The 24,223-nt window shown below is 61.2% G+C and carries 19 protein-coding genes and 1 tRNA gene; 14 read left to right on the forward strand and 6 right to left on the reverse strand.

All coding sequences use genetic code 11. From position 1 onward, the window contains the following. Positions 1 to 41: 41 nt before the first annotated feature. Positions 42 to 118, reverse strand: a tRNA-Arg gene (locus IEX36_RS01890). A gap of 27 nt (positions 119 to 145) precedes the next feature. Continuing rightward, complete coding sequence (locus IEX36_RS01895; protein WP_188757657.1) at positions 146 to 424, reverse strand: hypothetical protein; 279 nt, start codon at positions 422 to 424, stop codon at positions 146 to 148. Positions 425 to 479: 55 nt separating this feature from the next. On the opposite strand from IEX36_RS01895, the gene IEX36_RS01900 reads away from it, so the two are divergent. Continuing rightward, the gene (locus IEX36_RS01900) at positions 480 to 1,079 is read left to right on the forward strand and encodes an HAD family hydrolase (protein ID WP_188757658.1); all 600 of its coding nucleotides are present in this window, start codon (positions 480 to 482) and stop codon (positions 1,077 to 1,079) included. A gap of 6 nt (positions 1,080 to 1,085) precedes the next feature. On the opposite strand, the gene IEX36_RS01905 is transcribed toward IEX36_RS01900, so the two are convergent. Continuing rightward, a complete protein-coding gene (locus IEX36_RS01905) occupies positions 1,086 to 1,568 on the reverse strand; it encodes a TlpA family protein disulfide reductase (RefSeq protein WP_188757659.1) in 483 nt (160 codons plus the stop codon). Between the two features lie 42 nt (positions 1,569 to 1,610). Here IEX36_RS01905 and IEX36_RS01910 point away from each other — a divergent pair, with 42 nt between their 5' ends. The 5 genes from IEX36_RS01910 to truB are packed head-to-tail and all read left to right on the forward strand — an operon-like array spanning position 1,611 to position 5,094. After that, a complete protein-coding gene (locus IEX36_RS01910) occupies positions 1,611 to 2,678 on the forward strand; it encodes a glycosyltransferase family 2 protein (protein ID WP_229668637.1) in 1,068 nt (355 codons plus the stop codon). Between the two features lie 45 nt (positions 2,679 to 2,723). Beyond that, positions 2,724 to 3,134, forward strand: a complete 411-nt coding sequence (locus IEX36_RS01915; RefSeq protein WP_188757660.1) for a 6-pyruvoyl trahydropterin synthase family protein — start codon at positions 2,724 to 2,726, stop codon at positions 3,132 to 3,134. Further along, positions 3,131 to 3,559, forward strand: coding sequence for a 6-carboxytetrahydropterin synthase (locus IEX36_RS01920; protein WP_188757661.1), 429 nt, complete (start codon positions 3,131 to 3,133; stop codon positions 3,557 to 3,559). Before IEX36_RS01915 ends, IEX36_RS01920 begins: the two co-directional genes overlap by 4 nt. Before the next feature lie 8 nt (positions 3,560 to 3,567). Then, on the forward strand, positions 3,568 to 4,173 hold the full coding sequence (folE, locus tag IEX36_RS01925; RefSeq protein WP_188757662.1) for a GTP cyclohydrolase I FolE: 606 nt from the start codon (positions 3,568 to 3,570) through the stop codon (positions 4,171 to 4,173). 45 nt (positions 4,174 to 4,218) lie between these two features. After that, a complete protein-coding gene (gene truB / locus IEX36_RS01930) occupies positions 4,219 to 5,094 on the forward strand; it encodes a tRNA pseudouridine(55) synthase TruB (protein ID WP_188757663.1) in 876 nt (291 codons plus the stop codon). On the opposite strand, the gene IEX36_RS01935 is transcribed toward truB, so the two are convergent. Next, positions 5,091 to 5,660 (reverse strand): arylesterase, encoded by a 570-nt coding sequence (locus tag IEX36_RS01935; protein WP_229668638.1) that lies wholly within the window; start codon positions 5,658 to 5,660, stop codon positions 5,091 to 5,093. The genes truB and IEX36_RS01935 overlap by 4 nt on opposite strands. A gap of 246 nt (positions 5,661 to 5,906) precedes the next feature. Between IEX36_RS01935 and IEX36_RS01940 the strand changes: the two genes are divergently transcribed. The 7 genes from IEX36_RS01940 to IEX36_RS01970 all read left to right on the forward strand — a co-directional run bounded on the left by IEX36_RS01940 (position 5,907) and on the right by IEX36_RS01970 (position 20,212). Beyond that, positions 5,907 to 6,626, forward strand: coding sequence for an ABC transporter ATP-binding protein (locus IEX36_RS01940; protein ID WP_188759748.1), 720 nt, complete (start codon positions 5,907 to 5,909; stop codon positions 6,624 to 6,626). A gap of 9 nt (positions 6,627 to 6,635) precedes the next feature. Continuing rightward, on the forward strand, positions 6,636 to 9,218 hold the full coding sequence (locus tag IEX36_RS01945; RefSeq protein ID WP_188757665.1) for an ABC transporter permease: 2,583 nt from the start codon (positions 6,636 to 6,638) through the stop codon (positions 9,216 to 9,218). A 328-nt stretch (positions 9,219 to 9,546) separates the two neighbouring features. Continuing rightward, complete coding sequence (locus IEX36_RS01950) at positions 9,547 to 13,449, forward strand: carboxypeptidase-like regulatory domain-containing protein (protein ID WP_188757666.1); 3,903 nt, start codon at positions 9,547 to 9,549, stop codon at positions 13,447 to 13,449. A gap of 88 nt (positions 13,450 to 13,537) precedes the next feature. Beyond that, on the forward strand, positions 13,538 to 14,734 hold the full coding sequence (locus tag IEX36_RS01955) for a glycoside hydrolase family 88/105 protein (protein ID WP_229668639.1): 1,197 nt from the start codon (positions 13,538 to 13,540) through the stop codon (positions 14,732 to 14,734). A gap of 277 nt (positions 14,735 to 15,011) precedes the next feature. Next, positions 15,012 to 16,184 (forward strand): galactokinase, encoded by a 1,173-nt coding sequence (galK, locus tag IEX36_RS01960; protein ID WP_188757667.1) that lies wholly within the window; start codon positions 15,012 to 15,014, stop codon positions 16,182 to 16,184. Continuing rightward, a complete protein-coding gene (locus IEX36_RS01965; RefSeq protein ID WP_188757668.1) occupies positions 16,181 to 17,215 on the forward strand; it encodes a UDP-glucose--hexose-1-phosphate uridylyltransferase in 1,035 nt (344 codons plus the stop codon). The genes galK and IEX36_RS01965 overlap by 4 nt, the downstream gene beginning before the upstream one ends. A gap of 480 nt (positions 17,216 to 17,695) precedes the next feature. After that, the gene (locus IEX36_RS01970; RefSeq protein ID WP_188757669.1) at positions 17,696 to 20,212 is read left to right on the forward strand and encodes a serine/threonine-protein kinase; all 2,517 of its coding nucleotides are present in this window, start codon (positions 17,696 to 17,698) and stop codon (positions 20,210 to 20,212) included. Positions 20,213 to 20,450: 238 nt separating this feature from the next. Here the strand turns inward: IEX36_RS01970 and IEX36_RS01975 are convergent, their stop codons facing one another. After that, positions 20,451 to 21,395: a hypothetical protein gene (locus IEX36_RS01975; protein ID WP_188757670.1), complete on the reverse strand. Its 945-nt coding sequence runs from the start codon at positions 21,393 to 21,395 to the stop codon at positions 20,451 to 20,453. Positions 21,396 to 21,886: 491 nt separating this feature from the next. On the opposite strand from IEX36_RS01975, the gene eno reads away from it, so the two are divergent. After that, positions 21,887 to 23,329 (forward strand): phosphopyruvate hydratase, encoded by a 1,443-nt coding sequence (eno, locus tag IEX36_RS01980; protein WP_505661227.1) that lies wholly within the window; start codon positions 21,887 to 21,889, stop codon positions 23,327 to 23,329. Between the two features lie 50 nt (positions 23,330 to 23,379). On the opposite strand, the gene IEX36_RS01985 is transcribed toward eno, so the two are convergent. Continuing rightward, on the reverse strand, positions 23,380 to 24,159 hold the full coding sequence (locus IEX36_RS01985; protein ID WP_188757671.1) for a PP2C family protein-serine/threonine phosphatase: 780 nt from the start codon (positions 24,157 to 24,159) through the stop codon (positions 23,380 to 23,382). Between the last annotated feature and the right edge of the window lie 64 nt (positions 24,160 to 24,223).

Raw genomic sequence — 24,223 nt, forward strand, 5'->3', positions numbered from 1 at the left:
AGCGAATTGGTAGCGACGAGGGTTGGTAGCAGCGAGGGAGGTGGTGCGCCCGGAGAGATTCGAACTCCCGACCCTTTGGTTCGAAGCCAAATGCTCTATCCAGCTGAGCTACGGGCGCACGCGATGACTCAACATAGCCGAGAATTCAGGCCTTGGCAACAGGTTGTGCTTCAGCGGCCAGCTCAGGCACAGGCAGCGTGAACATGGCAATGTTCTCCACCAGGTCGATGCCAGCGCGGCGCAAAAGCTGATGGATAACCGGTTCGTTCAGGCGCGTTGCGTCGTACTCAACGCGAATGGTCTTCTCGGCCTCATTGACGGTGACGCGGCGAACGCCATAAACCTCGCGAACTTTGGCCAGGGCCAGCGCAGATGCCTCGGTTGGCGCCGCGCCGAAGCGGTACAAAACGTCAAGCTGTGTCATGTGTTGATGATATCAGCCAAGACCTCATGAAGGCGACGGCCCGTACAATCGAAGCATGGCGATCTCGCTCACCGCAGGCACCTTTCGCGCGCTGGTCTTCGACTGTGACGGAACCCTGGTGGATTCAGCTCCCGCACACCTTGGAGCCCTGCAGAAGGCGATGGAGCCGCTGGGCCTGACGATGACTGCCGACTGGTACTACCCGCGGGTGGGATTGGGACCAGACGCGCTGCTGGATGCGTTCGAGGACCACGTAAACCGCAAGAGCCTGCCGCGCGGAGAGATTCTCGCGCGTTACGACGCCGCATTCAAGCGATGCCTGCCGCTGGTGCGCGAAGTTGCCGTGATCGCGGAAGTCGCGCGCGCGTGGCATGGCCGCGTTCCGATGGCGGTTGCTTCCAATGGACACCGTGAAAACGTCGCAGCAACATTGAGCGTCGCGGGGTTGCTCCCGCTCTTCAACCTGATAGTCGGCGCAGAGGACGTCAAATACGGTAAGCCCGCGCCCGATGTGTACCTCGAGGCAGCGCGCCGCATGAAGGTCGCACCCGAAGAGTGCATCGCGTTTGAAGACTCGGACGAAGGCCTGAAGGCCGCGCGCACAGCAGGCATGAGGACAATCGACATCCGCGAACACTTCACGCCGGTGCGGTAAGCAGCGCTACATCTTCGCCAGATAGCCCATAATGTTCGGATCGGTCCAGTCCTGCGCGCCGATGAACTTCCTGCGCAGCACGCCCTGGCGGTCGATGATGTACGTCTCGGGAATCTGCACCGTCCCATAGAGCGCATTGATGCGCTGGTCTGCATCGCGGATCGTGACCAGATCGACGTGATGCTGAACGAGGAACTGGTGGTAAACATCGGGGTCCTGATCCATGCTGATGGCGACGATCTCAAGATTCGGCATCTTCTCGTGCAGCGCCAGCAGGCTGGGCAGCTCTTCCACACATGGCGGACACCACGTCGCCCACAGATTCAGCACAACAACATGGCCGCGCAGCTTGCTCAAATCCACCGAATGGGTGCCGTCCGAAATAGAGAACAGCGGCGCAGACTTGCCGATGTTGCGTGGGTGGCTGCCGCGGTCGCAGCCGGTGACAAGAATCAGGGCCAGCGTAAGGGCCGCAAGGATTTTAGGCACGATCTTCTCCACTTCCTATAATACGAACTTGTGAGCGAACGCGTGCAATCGGCCGGAGTGACGGCCATCATGGAACTTTCGGTGATCGTGCCTGCGCGCAACGAGGAGCGCTCGCTGGGCGAGTGCCTCGCATCCCTGGTCCAGCAGTCGGAGCCGGGTTTTGAGCTAGGCAAGCAGTGGGAGCTGATCGTCGTCGACGACGACTCGACCGACGGCACGCGAAAGATCGCTGAAGCCATCGCGGCTAGCCAGGCAGGTGTGACCATCCTGACCGCGCCACCACTCGACCTAAGCGAGCGCGGCGGATTCACTGGAAAAACCAACGCCTGCTGGACCGCAGCACAGGTCGCGCAAGGCGGCCATCTACTCTTCACCGATGCAGACACAGTCCACGAGCCGGGTGACCTATCGCGTGCCTTGCGCGAGGCCGAGCGGCATAACGCGGCGCTGCTCTCCTACTCGCCACGGCAGATCGTAAGCGGCTTCTGGCAGCACGCCGTGATGCCGCTGGTGTTTTCAGAGCTGGCGTCGGTGTACGCGATGAAGAAGATCAACGACCCGGACCAAAGCATCGCCGCGGCCAACGGCCAGTTCCTGATGGTCGAGCGCGCAGCCTACTTCGCAGTAGGCGGCCATCGAGCTGTAAGCGATGCCGTGCTGGAAGACGTGGAGCTGGCGTACAACATCAAGCGCAAGCCCGCTGCCATCCGCTTCCGCTACGCCCCCGAAGCCCTCCACACGCGCATGTACCGCACCACAACCGAGATGGTCGAAGGCTGGACAAAAAACCTCGCGCTGCTCTTTCCAAAGCCCGTAGCGCTGGCGCTGTGGCGTGTGCTCGACGTCATACTCTTCTTCGGATTGCCCCTGGCGGCGTTCGGCATCTGGTGGCTGGTGCCGTGGCAGCGCTGGGTCATTCTGCTGATCTGGGCACGCACGCTGTGGCGCTTCTACGCGCGCGTCGCCCGTTCGCATTTTCCCGCCGCGGATATAGCCATTTCAGTCCTCGGCATACCCATGTTTGTCTATCTGTTGCTGCGCAGCGTCTACTACCGCAGAGTGAAAAAGTCGGTAGTCTGGAAGGGGCGTAGTTACAACCCGGTACGGTGATTTGTAACCGGATGCCCCGTGTCGCATCTTAAGTAAAGGACAGGCATGATCTTTCTTACGCGCAAAGCCGAGTTCTCCTCGGCACATTATTACTGGAACGACGCGTGGTCCCGCGAAGAGAACGAGCGTGTCTTCGGCAAGTGCGCCAACCGCAACGGCCACGGCCACAACTACACGCTCGAGGTCACCATCGGGGGCGAGATCGATCCCGTCACCGGCTTCGTCGTCGATCTTAAGCAGTTGAAGGACATCCTCGAGCACGAAGTTGTCAGCGTCTACGACCATCGCCATCTGAATCTCGAAGTCCCCGAGTTCAAAGATTCCATCCCAACGACAGAGAACATCGCCATCGCGATCTGGCGCAGGCTTGACGGCAAGATTCCTAACGCAAAGCTGCACCGCGTGCGCATCTACGAGATGCCCGACCTCTTCGCCGACTACTATGGTGAGCCATGAAGGCCTATCTCTCACGCCGCTATCACTTCAGCGCCTCGCACCGCCTCAACACGGATGCCTACGACGCTGCTCGCAACCGCGAGATCTACGGCAAGTGCAACAACCCGCACGGACACGGCCACAACTACACCGTCCAGGTGACGCTGAGCGGCCAGGTCGATCCTGCAACGGGCATGGTCTGCAATCTCGCCGACCTCGATTTGTTCGCACAGAAAAACCTGCTGGCGAAGTTCGACCACGCAAACCTGAACACGCTCGACTGTTTTCAAAACACGGTTTCAACGACCGAGAACCTTACAGCAGAGATCTACAGCATCTTCCAGAACTTTACCGCCGCCCATCTGGAGCGCATTCACGTCGAGGAGACCAGCAACAACTCCTTCGACTACGTCGGCGGTGCTTCACCTGCTCCGGGAACGCGATAGGAGTTTTTATGTCACGCAACGTATCGACCATTGAGTCTACGGCACTCGAGGCCGTCTCCACACAAGACCTCTACCGCGAACTGCTCGTCCGCATCGGCGAAGACCCCAACCGCGACGGCCTCCAGCGCACGCCAGAGCGCATGGAGAAGGCCATGGCCTTTCTCACCCGCGGCTACAAGATGAATGTGAACGAGGTGCTGCACGGCGCTCTCTTCGATGTTGACTACGACGAGATGGTGATCGTCAAAGACATCGAGTTCTACTCGATGTGCGAGCACCACATGCTGCCGTTCTTCGGCAAGGCGCACATCGCATACGTGCCCAACGGCAAGGTGATCGGCCTCAGCAAAATCCCGCGCCTGGTCGACGTCTTCTCGCGCCGCCTCCAGGTGCAGGAGAGGCTCACGCGTCAAATCGGCGAAGCCATCACCGAGGCCATCAACCCGCAGGGCGTGGCCGTTATCATGGAGGCGGCACACCTCTGCATGATGATGCGTGGCGTCGAAAAACAGCACTCCAGCACCGTCACCTCCGCAATGCTCGGCGTCTTCAAAACGCAGCTCCAGACGCGCAACGAGTTCCTCTCGCTGGTGCGGCAGAACGGCGTCCTCTAAACGCTGAGCGCAACGCCGTCTGGGTTAGACTGACAAGACCTCCCCATGAATGGCCTGCTCGTACTCGACAAACCCTCCGGCCTCACCTCGCACGATGTCGTCGCCATCGTTCGCCGCGCCACCGGCGAAAAATCCATCGGACACCTCGGCACGCTGGACCCGATGGCCACTGGCGTTTTGCCGCTGCTGCTCGGCAAATACACGCGCCTCGCGCAGTTCTTCGGCCAGGCCGAAAAACACTACGAGGGACACATCCGTTTCGGCTTCGCAACTGACACCTTTGATGCCGAAGGCACGCCAGTCAGCGAGCCGCAATCGCTGACCAGATCGCTCGCAGACCTGCGCGCATTATCAGTGTCATTTCGCGGCGAGATAGACCAGGTGCCGCCCGTCTTCTCAGCGAAAAAGATCAACGGCGTACCCGCGCACAAACTCGCGCGCGCCGGCGCTGAAGTTCCCGTGAAGCCGGCGCGCATCACCATCCATAGCTTCGAGCTGACCGCACTCGAAGGTGACACGGCAACCTTCACCATGTGCGTCTCCGCTGGAGGCTACGTGCGTTCGGTCGCGCACGAGTTGGGCCAGATGGCAGGCTGTGGCGCGCATCTCGCGACGCTGCGCCGCACACAGGCGGGAGCATTCACACTGGCCCAGGCGGTCACGGTAGACCGCTTGAAGCAGGCCTCGTCCCCCAAAGAGATCGAAGCGATGCTGCCGCACCCGCGCACGCTGCTGCCTGAGATGCCGTCTGTCACCGTGGACGAGCAACTTGCAGGCCGCCTGCGCAACGGCATGCAGGTCAACCTGCCGGAGTTCTCCTCAGCCCCGCTCGTAAAGGTGTTCACCACACCCACGGACATGCTCGCCATCACACGCCGCGTCGCCGGGACACTCATGCAGCCGATTGTTGTATTGGGCTAGCGCTTCATCAGCGGCGTCACCAGCGGTAGAACATTCTTCGCCACAATCTTGTTCCCAGCCGCAGTCGCATGGGTTTGGTCCTCCTGCATCATGCCTGGAACACCGAAGACGCCCTTCAGCAAAAACGGCAGCAGTGGCACATGATACTTCGCGGCAAGCAGTGTGTATGTCTTATCGAACTGCTTGATGTAGTCCGGGCCATAGTTCGGTGGAAGTGTGATGCCAGCCAATGCGACCCTAATGCCATTCTTCTTGAGCGTCCCAACAATTTTGTCGAGATTAGCGCGCGTATCGGCAATGGGCAACCCGCGCAGTCCATCATTGCCACCGAACTCCACCACAACAACGGCAGGCTTCAGCGAGAGAATGTGGGCAAGCCGTCCGACGCCATCCTTGGTCGTATTTCCGCTGATGCCTTCATTTACAACACGATAGTGATAGCCGCGCGCGTCCAGGTCGGCTTGCAGATAATCGGGATAGCTCTGCCCAATATCCGTGCCGTGACCAGCGGTCAGGCTGTCGCCAAAACAGACCAGCAGGGGACCGTTATCCTGCGCTGGCGTCAAAACTTGTTGATCTGACGCATTTTTTTCTTCTGAATCGATGATCTTTGCTCCATTTTGATGCGTATCTGCATCTGTGAAGGAGTGGGCTTCAGAGGAGGCAGGCGTACGGCAACCACTAAGCGTCAGCGCGATGATCGCTACTATAAGAAAAGACCGGGTTCGCTGCATTTCTTTCATCTGCCTAAAAGTGAGATGCTGAAAAGTGAGATGCGGACAGTGAGTGAATCGGTCACAACGAAGGCGCCAATGATTGCTGTTGAGGGGCTGCGCAAATCCATCCGTAACGGCAGCCGTACCGTAGACATTCTTAAGGGCATCAGCTTCACGGTGCCACAAGGGCAGTTTATCGCCATCATGGGAGCCAGTGGCAGTGGCAAATCGACATTGCTTGGTCTGCTCGCCGGGCTCGACACGCCAAGCGCAGGCAACGTGTGGCTCAATGGCACAGTGATTAGCTATCTGCCTGAAGACCAGTTGGCACAGGTGCGCGGAAAAACCATCGGCTTTGTCTTCCAGTCGTATCAACTTGTGCCCACCCTGACGGCGCTCGAAAACGTCCTGCTTCCACACGAACTGAATGCCGACACAAAGGAGAGCGGCCTGACCCGCGCGCGCGAGCTGCTCGCCAACGTTGGCCTCGGCGACAGAATGAGCCACTACCCCGTGCAGCTCTCTGGCGGCGAGCAACAGCGCGTTGCGCTGGCCCGCGCCTTTATGCTGCGCCCGCCCATTGTGCTGGCCGACGAGCCCACGGGCAATCTGGACACAACAAACGGTTCGCACGTACTCAACCTCCTGCTCGACCTGAACCGCATCGAAGGCACAACGCTTGTGCTCGTGACGCATGACCCGGCGCTCGCCGCCCACGCCGGACGCCGCATCGTGCTGAGCGACGGTCAGATTATCTCCGACGACCTCGCAGAGTCCGACAACGAGCAGCAGCAGTCCGCTGCCGTAGCCCGATAGGAGCCTACTGTGGCGAGCCTCTCCTGGAAGTCGGCAAGCAAAATCGCTATCCGCGAGATGCACTCCTCGCGCGGCAAATTCTTCTTCGTCGTGCTGTCGGTAGCGATCGGCGTTGCCGCGTTGAGCGGCGTGCGCGGCTTCTCTTACTCGTTCCGCAGCGCTCTGCTTGAACAGGCACGCAGCATCATGGCGGCGGATGTCTCCGCACGCATGTTTCAGCAACCCACGCATGACCAGCAGAAGGGCCTCGACAAGATTGCTGCCATAGGCGTCCAGATGACGCCCGTCACTGAGATGCTTTCCATGGTCTCCTCCGCGAAGACGCTCGATCCGCTGCTCGTCTCGCTCAAAGCTGTCGACCCGCTGAAGTACCCGTTCTACGGCACCGCGCAGCTCGCTCCTGCCGCGTCGCTCAAAGATGTACTCACGCCAGACACCGTAGTAGTAGCCGACGACCTGCTCGTGCGCCTCCATCTCAGCGTCGGCGACCAGCTCAAGATCGGCACAAAGATATTCCGCATCGCCTCAGTAGTCGTGAGCGAGCCGGACCGCCTCTCTGGAAGCTTCGCCGCAGGCCCACGCGTGCTCATCTCGCGCGATGGTCTGGATTCAAGTGGGCTGCTCGCACCCGGCAGCCACGCCGGACAGCGCTATCTCTTCAAAGTGCCGAAGCCCCCGAACGGCGAGCCAATCTCCGACAAAGCCGTCGCCGACCTGAAGACGCGCCTGGAACAACTCCTGCCTGAATCACAGGTAACAGACTACCGCGAGACCAATCCCGCGCTCACCCAGGGCCTAGACCGTGCCACCGGCCTGCTCTCGCTGATGAGTCTGGTCGCGCTCGTGCTCGGTGCAATCGGCGTTGCCATGGCGATGCGCGCGCACCTCGAACAGAGGCTGGACACCATCGCCATTATGAAGTCGCTCGGCGCCCGCTCGAGTCAGATCATGAAGATCTACCTGCTCCAGACGCTGCTGCTGGGCCTGATAGGAGGCATCATCGGAGTGGCTCTTGGTGCAGCCGTCGAGCGCGCGTTTCCATACCTGCTCGCGCATCTGGTGAACATCCACGCCACCATACGCGTGCATCCGGCAGCAATCAGCACTGGCCTCGCCGTCGGCGTATTGACGACGCTTTTGTTCACGCTTCCTCAATTGCTCGACATTCGCGGCGTGCGTCCCATCCTCATCCTGCGCCGCGCAGTGGAGCAAAACGACGATCCGTTTATCTCGGCGCTCTGGCAGAAAGCGCGTAAGAGCCTCGCGCAGATCTGCGCAGCCATACTGATTATCGGCGGGCTCATAGCCATTGCGGCGACACTCTCCGATTCCGCAATGATCGGCAAGATATTTTCTCTAGGACTGGTTAGCGTGCTGCTGGTATTGCTTGCCGCTTCCGCATTAGTACTCTGGGGACTTCGAGTCTTTCTTGCGAAGACGCGCCTAAGCCTGCCTTCAGCCGTGCGCCACGGGCTTGCGAACCTCTATCGCCCTGGAAACCCTTCGGCGGCCATGCTAGCTGCGCTCGGCCTCGGCGTCATGCAGATGATGACGGTCTACCTTGTCCAGCAGGCCGTCGTCCATGAGCTGCACATCTCCGCTGCGCCCAACCTGCCGAATGTCTTCCTGCTCGACATCACCAGCAACGAGATCGACGGCGTACGCCACCTGCTCAAATCGCAGCCAAGCGTCACCGCTCCGCCTGAAATGATGCCCGTTGTGTCCTCACGCATCATCGCGATAGACGGAGTTCCTGTCGAGCAGCTCAAACTCAGGAACTTACCGCAGCGAATGCTCCGCTCGATCTCGCTCACTTGGTCAGACGCGCCCCCGCCGGGCACCAAAGCCGTAGAAGGGAAGTGGTGGTCGCCCCACGAGAAGCACCCGCTCGTGGCAATCGACCAGCGCCAGGCCGAGCGGCTCGGCGTCAAGGTCGGCTCCCACATCACCTTCGCCGCCGAAGACTCCACGATAGTCGCTACCGTCGCAGCACTCACCAAAGCCGACGGCCAGCACGCATATTCCCGCGCCGAGTTCATCATGACGCAGCATCCGCTCGCCGGCCTGCCCGTGGTCTGGTATGGAGGCATCCATGCCACGCCGGGACGCGTAGGCGAACTGCAGCGAGCGCTCTTCAATGCCTACCCCACCGTCACCGTCATCAACGTGGCAGAGGCGCTCGAAGCAATCCGCGCCGTGGTCATTCAGATCACGTATGTCATCCAGTTCCTCGCCGCGTTCAGCATCTTCGCTGGGGCGATCATCCTGGCAAGCTGCATCGCAGGCACGCGCTACCGTCGCATCCGCGAAGTGGTCGTGCTCAAGACCCTCGGCGCCACCCGCGCCCGCATCGCAACCATCTTCACCATCGAGTTCGCGGCGTTGGGACTGGTAGCGGGTTTGGTTGGTGTCATCTTCGCCAATCTGGTTGCACATGTCATGCTTGGCAGGATGAAGGTGTCCTACCACATTCGCTGGGACTGGTCACTCCTCGCGCTCGCTTCAACTGCAATCCTCATGGTCTTGACCGGTTGGCTTGCGAGCCACCGCATCCTCGGCCAGCGCCCGCTCGAAGTCCTCCGGGAAGAATAACTTCAGGCGGTCATTCCGGGAGAAGAAGCGAAAGCATCCTAAACTGATTCGTTTTAGCCAGACATGGCGCAAGCGTGAGCCGTGCTCTTAGCTGCCGCCTTGCCGTGGTTGCCCTCGGCGCAGAATGTTCCGAATTGCGCGAAATTATTTTTCTATTGACATTCATTTCTGCGGTCACGTAGATTGCCCTCTAGCCAGACGAATAGCCGGGATGGTCAAACCACCGCAGCCGCGTCTGGAACAAATTCCCGAAAGACTTTTCTGGAGAGGCCAACAGATGCGGAACACAAGATCGTCGTTCAAGCACGAATTAGAAACGGTTTACAGAATGAAATTGTGGCTGGCCCTGGCCATCTGCTTCGGCCTCTGCGCCGCAACATCATTCGCCCAGACCGCAGGTGAAGGCGCAATTACCGGCACTGTGACCGACACGACCGGCGCTGTGATTCCGAGCGCGACCGTCACGGCACACAATAACGCGACCGGTGTCGAGACCTCACGCAAGACATCTTCGGCTGGGGTCTACCAGATCAGCCCGCTTATCGTAGGCAGCTACTCGGTGACGGTCACAGCTCCTGGCTTTCAGACCTTCCAGCAGGACAAGATCGAGATCGACCAGAATCAGGTCTTCGGCCTGAACGCCGCGCTCAAAGTTGGCAACCAGAGCACGACTGTCACGGTGACAGAGGCCCCACCCGCGCTCGACACGGCGAACGCCACGCTGGGCGCCAACATCTCCAGCAAGGAGTTTATGGACCTGCCCCTGATGGTGGCGGGCAATCAGCAGCGCGACGTTACATCGTTCTCGAACCTGCTGCCGGGCGCGCAGGCGGGCAGCCGCTCCTCGCTCTTCTCCGGCACCGCCAATCGCGTTCAGGAGGTCTACCTCGACGGCATTCCTCTGACCACGATCAGCCAGATCGGCGACAATCGCCCCATCTTTAACGTCGTTCCCCTCGAAGGCATCGGCGAAATTGGCGCACTGACCAGCGGCCAGTCGGTTGAATACCAGGGCGCAGGTTCGGTGAACTATTCGATGAAGTCCGGCGGCAACGAGTATCACGGCACGATCGCCGACTTTGTTCGTAACACGATCTTCGACACGTGGGGCTTCACGGCGGCTTACGCCACGCAGAAGAAGCTGGTCAATGGCGCCATTGTCACGGTTCCCGTTGGCAAGCCCGTGGATCATCAGAACGAATTCACCGCTGCTGTCGGCGGCCCAGTCGTCATCCCGCACGTCTTCGACGGACACAACAAGATGTTTTTCTTCGCTGCCTATGACCGAACCCACACCCGCTCGGCCCCGAACTATTCCACCGCGACGATTCCCACCACGCTCATGCAGCAGGGCGACTTTACCGAGTTGCTCAACGCCAAGCAGTCCGCCGGTACTGGAGCAGGCCCGCAGAGCGGTCCCGGCTACCTGATCTACGATCCGACGACGAATTCCTGCGTAGGAAGCGCCTGCACACGTCAGCCGCTCACCGGAATGAAGAATGGCCTGCCTACTCCGAACATCATTCCCGCCGGCGAGATTTCACCTATTGCGCAGAAGATGCAGTCCTATATGCCAACGCCGACCACCTCGGGAATTCAGAACAACTATCTCGGCGGCATCCCGAGCGGCTATGACAACTGGCTCTACTCTGGACGCGTCGACTACACCGTCTCGCCGAAACAGTCGATCGCATTCACCATCACTGGAGGCAATCGTCATGCTGTGCCCTACACTGGCACATCGGACGTTCTGCCGCTGCCTTATCTTGGCACCACCTTCTCCACCGTCGCTGGCCACTGGGCCGATCTGTCCGACTCCTACAGCTTCACGCAGAACCTCGTCAACCAGTTCAAGTTCGGTTTCAGCAACTTCGGAGGACCGCCGGTCAAAAACATCACCGAGGGAACGCAATATGCGGCCTCATTGATGGGCATTAATTTCTCCGGCGTACCATCGAACGGCCAGGCCGTTACAGAATTTCCCACCAGTATCTTCGGTGGAAGCAACGCGCAGAGCGAGTGGGGAGAAGGTGGCTCAGGCGTCACCTCCACGACGGTGAACAACACCTTTACGCTGGTCGACAATCTGCTCTGGATCAAAGGCAAACACGCCATGACGTTCGGCATCCAGGTGCAGAGACTCGAGGACCAGTCCTCGTCCTACGACGGCCCGACCTCTTCGCTTACTCTGAACTGGGGCACCAACGAAACCGCGCAGGAAAACGGCAGCGCTTATGTGAGCAGCACGGGCTATTCCTACGCGAGCTTCCTGCTGGGAGCCGTCGGCAGCACGGGCATCACGCTGCAGCCGTTCTCTGTTCTGGGCGGACGCTACCGTCCCTTCGCTCCGTACTTCCAGGACGACTGGAAGATCACGCCCAAGCTCACGCTGAACCTCGGCCTGCGCTGGGATTACCTCCCCTCCTATCAGGAAGCGCAAAACCGCTTCTCCTTCCTGAATGCAACTCTGACGAACCCCGTTACCGGCAACCCTGGCACACTCCAATTCGCGGGTAACGTCGGCGGCGCGGGCGTCAGTTGTGGCTGCTCGTCGCCCGCGCACAATTACATGAAGAACTGGGGTCCACGCGTCGGCTTTGCCTATGCGATGAACGACAAGACAGTCTTCCGCGGTGCCTTTGCCACGGTCTACTCGCACGGCGGCGGCACGGGCGGCGCAGGCGGCGCGGGCACCGGCCCATCGCAGCTCGGATTCACCAGCTCACCCTCGTTCCCTGACGGCGCTGCCGGTCCTGCTGCTGGCCCTGCCTTCTACCTCAACACGAGCTCCTACTTTGCGGGCATCGGGCAGAGCAACGCAAACTTCGGCGGGCCCAACTACTCGGTCCCGGCGATCACGCCTCCGGGAGCGATCAGCCAGACCCTGAACGTCGGCAATACGGTCAGCAGCACCGGAGCATTCATCCAGGCCAGCGGCGCCCCGGGATACGCCGATCCATATCTCTCGGGCCGCGCTCCGGAGTTCAATTTCTGGAACTTCGGCGTGCAACGTCAGCTTACCAACGACATCACCATCACCGTGAACTACGCCGGAACGGAGAGCCACTTCCTCGCCGGTGCAAGCAACATGCGCGGTCTTCAGTCCGGCCAGATCAATCCGATCTACTGGGCACTGGGCACGCTGCTCTCGGCCCCTGCAACTCCTGCCAACGTAGCCGCTGCCAACGTCATTGCGGCGAAGGCCGGTATTCCGCAGTTGCCAGTGGCCGGGCCGTACGCCGGTTTCCAGGCCGCGGCGGCAACCAGCAAAGGACAGGGCCAGGCAACCATCGCTCAGAGCTTGAAGTGGATGCCGCAGTACTCCGGCACCACCGACACCTGGGGCAGCCAGTCGGCGAACTCCAGCTACCACTCGCTGCAGGTCTCGCTGGCCAAACGCGTCTCGAATGGACTCACCTTTAACCTCAACTACACCTACTCGAAGGACATCGACGACGCAGGCACGCAGCGCAGCGGCTGGGCCATTCCGGCCAGCGTCATCGCCACCGGCAAGGCGTACAAGCAGAATCGTATCGACCGTTCTCTGAGCGCCAACAACGTTCCGCAGAACCTCTCCATCTACGGTGTCTACAGCCTGCCATTCGGCAAGGGCCAGATCGGATCCAATAGCCTGCTCGTCCGCACGCTGGCTGGCGGTTGGACGTTCTCCGGCGTCTTCACCTACGTCGCGTCCGCGCCGCTGGCCGTCACCGCAAGCTCCTGCACCGGCACGTATCAGCCGACTGCGGGTACCTGCATGCCTGACATCAACCCTGCCTTTGCCGGCAAGAGCATCCGCCAGAACGGAAGCTGGGGCAAGGGAACCACCGCGACAACGCTCGGCAAGATCGTGTATGCCAACGGCTACATCGGCAACTCGACGCTTGGCGACGGCGGCGATGCGAACGGCAACGCCACTCCATGCGGCACGTCTGTAACAGCGTTCTGCAACCCCGGCCAGTTCATGATCGGCGACGCACCGCGTATGGGTGTCTACAACCTCCGTGGTCCTGGCGTCTACAACCTCAACGCCAGCCTGCGGCGCAGCTTCAATGTTACTCCGGAGCGTGTGAAGTTTATCTTCGCCGTGGACTGCCAGAATGTAACCAATAAAGTTACATTTGGCGGCATTAACGTAAGCGCCAACAGTGCCAGCTTCGGAACCGTAAGCTCCGCCACCAACAACGGCGGCAGCCGCGACTTCCAGTTCTCCGGAAGGCTGAACTTCTAACGGCACAACTCTGAACCATCCCCGGTCTGGACTTCTCTCATGTCCAGGCCGGGTTTATTTTTAGAAAGCAAAACGCGGAGGATCTTTCATGTATCGGGGAATCAGCATCTGTCTTTGTCTCGCCTTGGGCACAAGCATGGCGGCAACAGCGCAGCAGGTCACGATGGCAAACGCCACGCCGCAGCAGTTGGCAGGCATTGCCAAGGACAATTCGCGCCACTTCGGCGACGACCCCGACAACCCCGGCCCTCTCGCCAAAGATCTCTCGCACTCGCTCAAGCCCGCAGCCGTCGCCAAAGCTATGCGCAAAGTGGGCGACTGGCAGATGGCCCGCGCCGAGCCTTACTTCGACCGCATCTGGACCTGGAGCGCGCTCTACGCCGGTTACATGGCCGCTGCCGACTCGCTCCACTACACGCCCTACCGCGACGCCATGCAGCAGGTCGGCAAAAAGTTCGACTGGCAGCTCCGCTCGCACCTCCCCGACGCCGACGACCAAAGCATGGGCCAGATGTATCTCGAGATGTACCTGCTCAAAAAAGATCCAGGCATGATGAAGCCGACCCAGGCCGAGCTGGACGCGCTCATCGCCGCGCCGCACATCTCGCGCCGCCCCGGCAAAAAGCTCGTCTGGTGGTGGTGCGACTCGCTCTTCATGGCCCCGCCCGTCTGGGCGCGGATGTACGCTGCCACCGGCGATCACAACTACATCACCTACCTCGACGAGGAATGGTTGAAGACCTCCAACCTGCTCTGGGACAAGCAGGAGCACCTCTACGCCCGCGATGCCACCTACCTCACCCGCACCGAGGCCAACGGCAAAAAGATGTTCTGGGCGCGCGGCAACGGCTGGGTCATGGGCGGCCTCGCCCGCACGCTCGAATATCTCCCCAAAGACGACCCCTCCCGCGCCATGTATGAGACGCAGCTCAAAGAGATGGCCGCGCGCATGGCCCAGTTGCAAGGCAAAGACGGCCTCTGGCGCTCCGGCCTGCTCGATCAGGCCAACTACGACCTGCCCGAGATGTCCGGCTCCGCTCTCATTACCTACAGCCTCGCCTGGGGCGTCAACCACGGCCTGCTCGACCGCAAAGTCTACCGCCCGGTCATCGCACGGGCCTGGTCGGGCATGCTCGACCACGTTTACGCAGACGGACGCCTCGGCTGCATCCAGCAGACCGGGGCCGAGCCTGCCCCATTCAAAGCAAGCTCCAGCTACACCTACGGGGTCGGCGCATTTCTCCTGGCCGGAAGCGAGATACGCACGATGGAACGGCATCGCTAAACCGGTAAAGCCACATTCACCGCAAACGCTTTCACGGACAGCGGAAAATTTCAGGTTTTTCGGGCCATGGGGCTAGCTTCAGCGTTGACGCTGCCTCTTGGCCATGAACTTTTCTGGGGCTTTCTGCGTAAAAAAGACGCAGGCATGGGTCTTTCGGCCTGGATGCACGTCTCTGGAATTTAGGACATAAATCACAGCCAGACATCTCAGTGTGTCTTCGTCATTTGGATTAGGATAAAGTGGGCAGGGAAGATTGTTAGAGCAAATGCAAAGCACGATGAAAACGGATACTGAAGAAGCGCTCCGCAAACACGAGGCGAGGTTCGGCCAAACTGCGCAAGCGTTTACAGCGCCGGCGCGCGTGAACCTGATCGGGGAGCACACCGACTACACCGGCGGCCTCGTGATGCCGATGGCGATAGACTTTCACACCATCGCCACCATCAGCCCGCGCAGCGATGGGCGCGCGGTCTTCTATTCGGCGAACTTCAACGAAGAGCGTTCCATCGACATCGCCTCGCTCAGCAGCAACACACCCGCAGGCCATTGGAGCGACTATCCGGCTGGTGTCGTCTGGAGCCTCCGCCAGGAGGGAATTGCGGTCGGTGGCTTCAACATGGGCCTCTCGGGCAATGTGCCCCCCGGAGCCGGGCTGAGCTCCTCAGCTTCGATCGAAGTTGCGGCGACGATGGCGCTGTTGGCGCTTCAAAAAAAATCGCTTCCGTTGAAAACGGTTGCAATTCTCTGCCGCCGCACCGAAAACGAGTACGTCGGCGCCAAGAGCGGCATCATGGACCAGTTCATCGTCGCCGGCGGCGTGGCCCACCGCGCCATGATGCTCGACTGTCGCTCCCTCGAATTCGAACTCCTGCCGCTCCCTGAAGACGAGCGCATCGTCATCTGCAACTCCATGGTCAAGCACTCCCACGCCTCAGGCGGCTACGGCGACCGCAGCGACGAGGTCGCCGCCGGCCAGGACGTCATCCGCCGCGAGCGGGGAATCGACCTGCTCCGCGACGCTACACTCATCGATCTCGAATCCTGCCGCGACAAGATGAGCGAAGCCAGCTTCAAGCGCTGCCGCCACATCATCACCGAAAACGCCCGCGTGCTTGAAGCCCGCAAGGCGCTGCTCGCTGACGACCTCGTGCGCTTCGGCAAACTCATGTTCGAAGCCCACGCCAGCATGCGCGACGACTTCGAAGCGAGCTGCGAAGAGGTGGACAAGCTGGTCGCAATCGCCGCACGTCAGCCCGGCTGCCTCGGCGCGCGCATCACCGGCGGAGGCTTCGGAGGCTGCACCGTCAACCTTGTAAAATCCGCCGACGCCGAAAGCTTCGTCGAAGCCGTACGCCGCGCGTACCACGCCGAGACCGCGATCACTGCCGACTGCTTCGTCTGCGAAGCCTCCGACGGCGCACTCGCGCTGCTGAAGAAAGGCCTCGCATGAACCCTCTCGCCGAGAATAATCCGCACCGCCGCTACAATCCGCTCAAGCGCGAATGGGTCCTCGTCTCGCCGCACCGCACGCAGCGCCCCTGGCAGGGCCAGGTCGAAAAGCCCGTCCAGCCCGCGGCCCTCACCTACGATCCCAACTGCTACCTCTGCCCCGGCAACACCCGCGCAGGCGGCGTACGCACCGACAAGTACACCAGCACCTACGTCTTCGAAAACGACTTCGCAGCACTCAAGCCCGACGCCCCGCAGTTCGCCGACGACCAGGGCAACCAGGGCCTGCTCGTAGCCGAAGGCGAGAGCGGCATCTGCCGCGTTATCTGTTTCTCGCCGCGCCACGACCTGACGCTCGCAAAGATGTCCGTCCCCGAGATCCGCGCCGTCGTCGACGTCTGGGCCGAGCAGTACAAAGAGCTGGGCTCGCGCGAAGACATCGCCTACGTGCAGGTCTTCGAGAACCGCGGCGCCATGATGGGCGCCAGCAACCCGCACCCGCACGGACAGATCTGGGCCAGCCGCTCCATCCCCAACGAAGTCGTCGCCGAGCTCGCCGGCCAGCGCCAGTATCTCGCCGAGCACCACACCTGCCTGCTCTGTGCCTACCGCGAGATGGAGACGCGCCTCGCCGAGCGCATCATCGCCTCCAACGCCAGCTTCATAGCGCTCGTCCCATTCTGGGCCGTCTGGCCGTTTGAAGTGATGGTGCTGCCCACGCGCCACGTCGCCGGCCTCGAAGAGATGACCGACGCCGAGCGCGAAGACTTCGCCGCTATCCTCAAAAGCGTCACCAGCACCTACGACAAAGTCTTCGACACGCCGTTCCCCTATTCAATGGGCCTGCACCCGCAGCCATTCAACGACGAAGACCACCCCGAGTGGCACTTCCACGCGCACTTCTACCCACCGCTGCTGCGCTCGGCCACAGTCCGCAAATTCATGGTCGGCTTCGAACTCCTCGGCGGCCCGCAACGAGACATCACACCCGAGTCCGCCGCCGAAACCCTCCGCCAGGCCGCCGCCCGCTAATCGCTACTAGCCGAAAGGTGTGCACGCCAGCGATGTGAAAGAGATTTTAAAGAGCACGCTAATAGTCCGTAGAGAACTACGTTACCGCCGTAGATAAAAATTAGAAGGGGTATTCTGCTCGATATGCTGTGCCTGGAGTGACGAGCTATGTGGCCGATTAAGGAAGTTGGCCAGAGAATTAGCCACCATGTGGTAGGCAGCAATTGATCGAATAAAAAAATTACAAGAGGCATGACCAGGCCTATAAGTGCTCCACGCCAAAAATACGAGTCCTTTGAGGGGAGTCTCATCATGCGCGCAATATTCTCACCGATCCTCTAGTAGTGCAACCTAATTCAAAGAAATGTCAGAAGCGTGGCGGGAGGAATCTGATTTCCTTGCTTCGACAGTACCGTTCGTTTCGGGAACACGAAGAACAAGCGAGCAACATCCCCTCATCGCGATTAATCTTTCTCACAGCGACGCTTGCGATAATGAAGTATGAAGCGCCGCGAGATCAAGCAATACGAATTTGTCCGCCGCATCGGCTCCGGCGGCAGCGGAGTCGTCTTTCTCGCCAACGACACCCTCCTCCAGCGCCCGGTCGTGCTCAAACTCCTCAAGCGCGGCAACCTCTCCACCGAGCAGATGCGCGCCACGCAGCTCCGCGAAGCGCGCATGGCTTCCGCCATCGACCACCCCAACGTCTGCGCCATCTACGACGTCGGCACCGCGCCCGCGGAAAACGGCCAGGGGGGCGCCCGCGGCGAAGAGCAGGAAGCCTACATCGTCATGCAGTACATCCCCGGCAAGAGCCTCGATCGGCTCATCGCCGAAGGCCCCGCCTCGCTGCAACTGGTCCTCTCCGCCGGCATCCAGATCGCCGACGGTCTCTCCGCCGCGCACTCGCTCGGCATCTTCCACCGCGACCTCAAGCCCGCCAACGTCATGCTCACCGACGGCGGTCTCATCAAGATCCTCGACTTCGGTCTCGCCCGCCGCCTCGCCCCCGAAAAGCTCGACTTCGACCCCTCCGGCCCCGCGTCAAAACCCAGCCAGCCAGCCGCCGGCGCCACCTACACCGCACGCGGAGGCACCATCGCTTACATGGCGCCCGAGCAGTTCGTCACCGGTCAGTCCAGCGTGCAGTCCGACATCTTCGCCCTCGGCCTCATCCTCTACGAGCTCGCCACCGGCCGCCATCCCTTCCATCGCCCCGACGCGCCCGAGTTTCAGACCATCCGCGCCACGCAGTTCGCCGACCCGCCACACATCCGCGAGATCGCGCCGCACCTGCCCGTGGAGCTCGAAAGCGTCATCCTGCACTGCCTCGAAAAGCAGCCCTCCGCGCGCTTCGCCACCGCCGCCGACGTGCGCGAGGCCCTCAAGACCATCATGATGGCCATGCAGCTCGACTCGGTGCTCATCCCCGGCGAGCCGCCCGTCTCGCTCACCTCGCAGCAGGGACGCCTGCAGCTCGAAACGCCGGAAGAAGAGAAGCGCTCCACCGGCATCCTCTCCATGCTCGCCGAACGCTTCCGCGAATCCGCCATCACTGCGGCGGACAAGCAGCAGACCATCGTCGTGCTGCCCTTCGTCAACTTCGGCCCCTCCGACGTCGCCCCGCTCTACGGCTACGCTCTGGCCGACGCCATCGCCACACGCCTAGCCCGCATGTCCTCGCTCGTCGTGCGCCCGTCCAGCTCGCTCATGAACCTGCCCACGCAGCAGCTCGACCCGCTCAGCATCGGCAAAAAGCTGATGGTGAACTTCGTTCTCGCCGGAAACTTCCTGCGTTCCGAAAAAGGCTTCGACCTCAACTGGCAACTACTCGATGTGAACGGCCAGAGCGTCCGCGCCGGAGGCTCCATCAACGTCGCCTCCTTCGACCTCGTCAGCGTGCAATCCGAGATCTGCAACGAAGTCTTCAGCACCATTCAGGGCTTCGGCAACCTGCAAGCGCCCAAGCAGGAGAACCAGCACCGCGCCGACTCGCTCTCGGAAGATGTCTCCGAAGAGTATCTCCGCGCCCGCGCCCTACTCTCGTCGTTTATGACGCGCACCGGCAGCCGCGACGAGCTCGACCGCGCCTCCCAGCTCTTCAGCTCCGTCGTCAAGCAGGACGCAAAGTACGCCCCCGCATGGTCGGGCCTCGGCATCGCGCACCTGCAATACACCCGCAACGCACTCGGCGGCCAGATGCATCTCGTCGAAGCGCGCCGCGCCTTCGACAAAGCTCTCGCCCTTGACCCCGGCTCCGTCGAAGCCAATCTCTACCGCGTCTACATGCTGCTCTCGCGTGGCGAAAAAGAGTCGGCGCGCCACGGCATCGAAAACCTGCTCCAGACCGCGGGCAACGACTGGAACGTCCGCCTCGTCGCCGGCCTCACCCTGCGCACCGACGGCATGTACGACGAAGCGATGGAGCAGTTCAGCGCCTCTCTGCGCATGAACCCATCGAACGCGGCCATCATCTACAACCACCGCGCCCGCGTCTATCAATATCAAAACCAGCTTGAGCTCGCCGCAGACGAGCTCGAAAAGGGCCTCACGCTCGAACCGCGCCAGCCCATGCTGCGCATCTCGCTCGGCTACCAGCAGATGCGCACCGGCGATCTCACACGCGCCATCGAAACGCTCGAAGGTGTTGTCCGCGACGAGAAGACCATCCGCATCGTCTACCCAACGCTCGCGCTCTGCTATGTGCAGTTAGGCGAGCGAGAAAAAGCCGCGACCTTCATCATCGAAGACACGCTTGCCGCCGCCGAAGCCGACAGCGAGATGGCCTATCGCCTCGCCACCTACTTCGCGCTCGACGGCGACGAATCCGAAGCGCTCCACTGGCTCCGCCGCGCCATCTATCTCGGCAACGAGAACTACCCGTGGTTCTCGAAAAACCCAGCCTGGCGCAAGCTGCAGGGCCACACCGACTTCGAGCGCATCCTCGAAGACCTCAAAAAAAGCTACCGCCGCAACCAGAAAAACTGGAAGCGTCTCCTCGCCCAGGTCCGCGATTAGAGTATCTTTATCTTCAAATTCCTCCACCTCGTCATCCTGAGCGAAGCGACCGTAGGGAGCGGAGTCGAAGGACCCCGCGGCCGCTTCGGTTGCCCATATCCTCGAACCCTTTCGGCCACGTCGTGCCGGGAGCCCCATCCATCGCGTCTTTGCGCCGGGTGGGATAGCACACCGCCCCAGGCCAAAAGAAAAACGCCCCGGAAACCCAGGGCGTTTCGCATCAACAAACAATCTCCAGTTATTGCGCCGGAGCCACTGCAGTCGCACTCGCCGAAGCGCTATTCGTATTCGCCAGCGGAGTAATCATCATCGGGGCCGTCAAGCTGAACGTCAGCCGTACATCCTTCGGCAACTCAGCCTGCCGGTCCGCCTTCGTCCACATAATCGCGCTTACTCCAGCGCCAAGCCCAGCACCGACCAGCGCGCCCACGCCACCGCCAACCATCGCTCCCGCAGCAGCGCCGCCGCCCGTCGTCAACCCCAGAATCCCAAGCTCCTGGTTCCGGTTATCGCGCCGCTTCAGAGTGCCCTCGCCATCCACGTTGAAGTCGCTTCGGCTCGTGTCGGTCAACTGCGCGTGAACCACATACTTCGTTCCATCCGGCAGCAGAATATCGCGCGTCTCCAGATGCATCGAAGCCGGGCCGGTAATTCTGTGGCCCGTATGCACATCCGTCACCTGGCCCTCAAGAATCGCGCCGATAGGAACAATCACGCGACCATCCTTCTCCACCGGAGCCATCACCTCGGCGGTGAACCTCTGTCCCGGCTGCGTCGTTGCGGTCGAAAGTCCTGCAAGCATCCGCGTCTGCAGCAGCGTTCCCTCAGACAGTTCCCCAGGAACATCCGGCGCGCTGGTCACAATCTTTCCATCCGCGCTGCCGTCCGGCAAAGCCTCATCGGCGTTCTGATAATCCGACGTCGTCGCAGCAGCAGTCGTCCCCGCAGCCTTCGGTCCGGTGTAGGGAACATACGGTCCATACACAACCGGTGCAGAGTTCGCCGCAGGAGTAGCCGCCGAAGGCTTAGCCTGCGTGCGCGGCGTCAACACCGGCGCTGGTGCCGCGTCCTGGCTTGCTGAGATGTCGGTTTCATCGGGATGCGAAACCCCAGTCATCTGGGCATAGCCCAGAGCGGGAAGCGTAGCGACAACAAACGCGGCTGCGGCGACTTGTATCTTCATGGCTGAATCCTCATTGCGAGAGCGGGAGCGCCTATATCAATAGGACGCCGCCCTCCATAAAAGGGTAGATTCTTCAGCCCCGCGCGTGCAGCAAATTCAGGGGCGGGGAATCGACCCTGCCAACAACAATCCGCACTCCCGAATGAGTCATCCATACCGCTGTCATTCTGACCCCGAGCAACGCGAAGGGGAAGAACCCCGCATTTTGCGCGTGCTGCCACAAAACCGGGTGCCTCATTCATGCGCAGTCCCACCGCGCATGGGTGGCGTATTTGCCAGCAAATTCTTCCGCCGTCATCCTGAGCGAAGCGACCGTAGGGAGCGGAGTCGAAGGACCCCGCGACCGCTTCGGTTGCCCATATCCCCGAACCCTTTCGGCCACATCACGCCTATCTCCTGATCTACTGAAAGCGCCCAAAACGTTTTTTAACCAGACACAAGCACCCGCCCCACCCCCAACCCGCCAAAATCCTTTGTTAGAATCACCTTTGGTGAGTCCATCCAAAGCAGATCTGGTGCAATCCATTGCGCTTGCAGGCGGCCGCACGGTCGCTGTTGACCGCCGACCCAAGCTGAACGACCGGCTTACGCACCGCGTCGTCGAACAAAACCTTCGAGCCACACCCACACAGAGGAGCAACATGACTGAGATCGTCTCAATCCACGCGCGCGAGATTCTGGACTCCCGCGGAAACCCCACTGTTGAAGCCGACGTCGTCCTCGACGGCGGAGCCAAGGGCCGCGCCGCCGTTCCCAGCGGGGCCTCCACCGGCGAACACGAGGCCGTCGAGCTGCGCGACGGCGACAAGCAGCACTACCTCGGCAAGGGCGTCCTCAACGCCGTCGAGAACGTCGAGTCCATCCTCGCGCCTGAGCTCACCGGCATGGACGCCGCCAACCAGCGCCTCATCGACGCCACCATGATCCAGCTCGACGGCACCGACAACAAGGGCAAGCTCGGAGCCAACGCCATCCTCGCCGTCTCCATGGCCTGCGCCCGCGCCTCGGCCAACGCGCTCAACCTGCCGCTCTATCGTTATCTGGGAGGCGTCAACGCCTGCCTGCTGCCCACGCCCATGATGAACATCCTCAACGGCGGCTCGCACGCCGACTCGAACGTCGACTTCCAGGAGTTCATGGTCATGCCCGTCGGCGCGGAAAGTTTTTCTGACGCGCTCCGCTGGGGCACCGAAGTCTTCCACACCCTCAAGGGCGTGCTCAAGAAGAAGGGCTACAACACAGCGGTCGGCGACGAAGGCGGCTTCGCTCCCAACCTCAAGTCCAACGCCGAAGCCATCGAGCTGATCCTCGAAGCCATCCAGCTTGCCGGCTACAAGCCCGGCGAAGACATCGCCATCGCGCTCGACCCTGCCTCCAGCGAGTTCTACGACAAAGACAAGGGCAAGTACATCTTCAAGAAGTCCGACAAATCCGAGAAGACCTCCGCCGAGATGGCCGCCTTCTGGGAGAACTGGGTGCGCCAGTACCCCATCGTCTCGCTCGAAGACGGCCTCGCCGAAGACGACTGGGACGGCTGGAAGCTGATGACCGAGCAGATCGGCGACATCGTGCAGCTCGTCGGCGACGACCTCTTCGTCACCAACACCACGCGCCTCCAGCAGGGCATCGAGCAGAAAATCGCCAACTCGATCCTGATTAAGGTCAACCAGATCGGCACCATCTCCGAGACGCTCGACGCCATCGAGCTGGCCCGCCGCTACGGCTACACCTCGATCATCTCCCACCGCTCCGGCGAGACCGAAGACACCTTCATCGCGGACCTCGCGGTAGGCACCGGCGCCGGCCAGATCAAGACCGGCAGCGCCAGCCGCACCGACCGCATCGCCAAGTACAACCAGCTCCTCCGCATCGAAGAAGAACTAGGCCAGGCAGCCCAGTTCCTCGGCATCGAGAGCGTCAACTTCGGCCAGTAAGAATCATCACCCTACGCGACGATGCCGCTCATATGAGCGGCATCGTCGCGTTAAGTCTCGATAGGCCGCGTCACCGCCAACGCAGTCATGTCCTCACGCCGTTCGCGTCTGCCACGCAATCTGAAAGCCCTGAACCGCGAAGGCCTCTGAAACTCCGCAGCCGCATCAAGCACACTTCGACAAAGCTCCCCTGCCGAATCCGAAGCAGCCTCTTCCACCACGCGAACCACGCGCTCCACTCCAAACTGCTCCCGCCCTCGCTGGCTTTCCACAACACCTTTGGTGACGATCAGCAATCGCGCTCCCGGTACAAACGCCTGGATCGACGGCTCATACACCAGGTGCGTAAACAACCCCATCGGCACCGAAACATTCGGCAGCAGCCGCGTTCCATCTCCATCGCGAAACACCGCCGGCTGGCCACCGGCATTGATGTACGCCATCACATCCAGCGTCAGGTCGAAGCACCCGACAAACGCCGGGGCGAAACAAACCGAGCCTTTCGCATCGATCACGCTATGGTTGATCTCATGCGCCAGTTGCGCGATCGAGTCCATCAGGTTGACGTCCATCGCTCCAAATATCTCCTGCGCACCCTTGCGAAACGTGTCCTGAACGCGCGCCGCAACCGTATCGGTCTCGGGACGTCGCCCTGCAATGTCCATGATGAGAAAGATCAGCCGCTCGCCGACCACCAGCGCGTCAAAAAAGTCTCCGCCCGTACGAGCAGACTGATACGCTGCATGGAGCTCGATGCCCGGCAGCTCACCAATCTCGGTGTGGCGCGGAGTTCGCTGGACGGTTGCCACTTCTTTTCGCGAATGGCCCACGCGGCCCTCCAATCGTCCCACACGCTGTGGAGGATTGTAACGTGCGGGTGCCCCATGTCCCGAT

The organism is Edaphobacter acidisoli, from assembly GCF_014642855.1.
In the GTDB taxonomy this organism is placed as follows: Bacteria; Acidobacteriota; Terriglobia; order Terriglobales; family Acidobacteriaceae; genus Edaphobacter; species Edaphobacter acidisoli.

Excerpts from the sequence above, each read along its gene's own strand:
- IEX36_RS01950 (WP_188757666.1), top strand. The coding sequence starts at position 9,547 with ATGAAATTGTGGCTGGCCCTGGCCATCTGCTTCGGCCTCTGCGCCGCA.
- IEX36_RS01970 (WP_188757669.1), top strand. The coding sequence starts at position 17,696 with ATGAAGCGCCGCGAGATCAAGCAATACGAATTTGTCCGCCGCATCGGC.
- IEX36_RS01920 (WP_188757661.1), top strand. The coding sequence starts at position 3,131 with ATGAAGGCCTATCTCTCACGCCGCTATCACTTCAGCGCCTCGCACCGC.
- IEX36_RS01955 (WP_229668639.1), top strand. The coding sequence starts at position 13,538 with ATGTATCGGGGAATCAGCATCTGTCTTTGTCTCGCCTTGGGCACAAGC.
- folE (WP_188757662.1), top strand. The coding sequence starts at position 3,568 with ATGTCACGCAACGTATCGACCATTGAGTCTACGGCACTCGAGGCCGTC.
- galK (WP_188757667.1), top strand. The coding sequence starts at position 15,012 with ATGAAAACGGATACTGAAGAAGCGCTCCGCAAACACGAGGCGAGGTTC.
- IEX36_RS01965 (WP_188757668.1), top strand. The coding sequence starts at position 16,181 with ATGAACCCTCTCGCCGAGAATAATCCGCACCGCCGCTACAATCCGCTC.
- IEX36_RS01975 (WP_188757670.1), bottom strand. The coding sequence starts at position 21,395 with ATGAAGATACAAGTCGCCGCAGCCGCGTTTGTTGTCGCTACGCTTCCC.
- IEX36_RS01915 (WP_188757660.1), top strand. The coding sequence starts at position 2,724 with ATGATCTTTCTTACGCGCAAAGCCGAGTTCTCCTCGGCACATTATTAC.
- IEX36_RS01895 (WP_188757657.1), bottom strand. The coding sequence starts at position 424 with ATGACACAGCTTGACGTTTTGTACCGCTTCGGCGCGGCGCCAACCGAG.
- IEX36_RS01940 (WP_188759748.1), top strand. The coding sequence starts at position 5,907 with ATGATTGCTGTTGAGGGGCTGCGCAAATCCATCCGTAACGGCAGCCGT.
- IEX36_RS01900 (WP_188757658.1), top strand. The coding sequence starts at position 480 with ATGGCGATCTCGCTCACCGCAGGCACCTTTCGCGCGCTGGTCTTCGAC.
- truB (WP_188757663.1), top strand. The coding sequence starts at position 4,219 with ATGAATGGCCTGCTCGTACTCGACAAACCCTCCGGCCTCACCTCGCAC.